This is a genomic window from uncultured Mycobacterium sp., assembly GCF_964249325.1.
Classification (GTDB): Bacteria; Actinomycetota; Actinomycetes; order Mycobacteriales; family Mycobacteriaceae; genus Mycobacterium.
The window spans coordinates 23,462-24,982 of the sequence record NZ_CAXUCH010000042.1 but is presented as its reverse complement, the minus strand read 5'-3'; the positions used below and the strand labels follow the sequence as shown (position 1 = coordinate 24,982).

The window sequence follows — 1,521 nt, the reverse complement described above, 5'->3', positions numbered from 1 at the left end:
CCAGGGGCTGGGGCTGGGGCCACCGCCGCCACCGGGGTAATGGCGGCGCCCCGCACAGCAGGTGCCAGCCCCGGGAAACGAGGGGCCGCGGCGCCGACTGCTCCGGCGAACATCAGCGGAGTGATCATTGCCACGCCGAACGCCGGGGTCCGCGTCACCCGGGCGAGCTGCTGCGGCAACGACGTGACGGCAGTTGCACCCATCGCCGGTGTGTGCGCAAGACGCTGGCGCAGGGAGGTGAGGGCCGCCGCGCCCAACGCCGGTGTCCGCGCCAGCCGATCACGTAAGAAAGCAATGGGGGCTCTGCTAAACGATGGTGTCCGCGCCAGGCGCGCTACTCGTTGCCGCATGGCCGCGAAGGTCGGGCGTGCACCCGAACGTCCCCCAATGCGCACTCGACCGTCCTCAGTATGTGACTCAAGCGTCCGTCAAACCCAAAGGCATCGTGAACTAGGTCACCATACATAACTCTGGTGGCTGCAGTGGCAACAATGACGGAGTTGCCTGACGAGGATGCAGCGCCTGGGGAACGAGCCGGTTTCAGCGGTGCCGGTTGGCGCGAACGTCGGCGCCGTCCGGCGCATGCACCGGCTTTTCCAGTTGCCGCTCCTCCAGAAGCTCGCGCAGGCTTTCCAATTCGTGGCGCAGGTACTCGCGGGTCTTTTGGACCTCGCCGATGGCCAGCCGCAGGGCGGCCAGCTCGCGGGCCAGGTATTCGGTGTCGGCCTTCGTCTGTGCGGCACGTCGACGATCTTCTTCGAGCGCGACGCGGTCGCGGTTCTCCTGACGGTTCTGGGCCAGCAGAATCAGCGGCGCCGCATAGGCCGCCTGTGTGGAGAAGGCCAGGTTGAGCAGGATGAACGGGTAGGGGTCCCAGCGCAAGCTGGCCGCGTAGGCGTTGATCACAATCCACGCGATCACCACCACGGTCTGCAGCAGCAAGTATCGGCCGGTGCCGAAGAAGCGGGCGATCGATTCGGTGATCCGGCCGACCGCTTCTGGGTCGACCCGCGGCGCGAGCGCCCGCGAGGTGCGGGGAGTGTAGAGGCGCTGCCGCGGCGAGGACTTGCTCACAAGGCTCTCCCGACGCCGTCGAGCTCCGGTTCGTCGACGGCCTCGCGCCAGTCGGGCGGTAACAGGTGGTCGAGCACGTCATCGACAGTCACCGCTCCCAGTAGGTGATTTTGGTCGTCGACCACCGGCCCGCAGAGCAAGTTGTAGGCGGCGAAATAGCGCGTCAGGGGGGCCAGGGGTAGCGCCGGTGTCAGGGTGGGCAGATCGGCGTCGACGATTCCGCCGACCAGCGCGGCCGGTGGCTCACGCAGCAGGCGCTGCAGATGCACACAGCCCAGGTAGCGACCGGTCGGAGTGGCCGTTGGCGGGCGCGTGACAAAAACCAGGGAAGCCAACGCCGGAGTGAGGTCGGGGTCGCGCACCCGGGCCAGTGCTTCGGCCACGGAACTGTCCGCTGTCAGCACGATCGGGTTGGACGTCATCAGACCGCCGGCGGTGTTGGGGGAG

Annotated in this window: 2 protein-coding genes and 1 pseudogene (2 of these 3 only partly in view); all 3 read right to left on the bottom strand. The window is 67.8% G+C overall.

Going from position 1 to position 1,521, the window contains the following annotated elements; all coding sequences use genetic code 11:
• Positions 1 to 203, bottom strand: part of the annotated coding region (locus ACFE99_RS08075) for a lytic transglycosylase domain-containing protein (RefSeq protein ID WP_375484106.1) (this coding region is incomplete at its 3' end). 1,094 nt of the annotated region lie to the left of the window's left edge; 203 of its 1,297 annotated nt are in view.
• A gap of 337 nt (positions 204 to 540) precedes the next feature.
• Positions 541 to 1,074, bottom strand: a complete 534-nt coding sequence (locus ACFE99_RS08070) for a DUF1003 domain-containing protein (protein ID WP_375484104.1) — start codon at positions 1,072 to 1,074, stop codon at positions 541 to 543.
• A pseudogene (locus ACFE99_RS08065) lies at positions 1,071 to 1,521 on the bottom strand (magnesium transporter MgtE N-terminal domain-containing protein); it runs 839 nt beyond the window's last position. The gene ACFE99_RS08070 and the pseudogene ACFE99_RS08065 overlap by 4 nt, the downstream one beginning before the upstream one ends.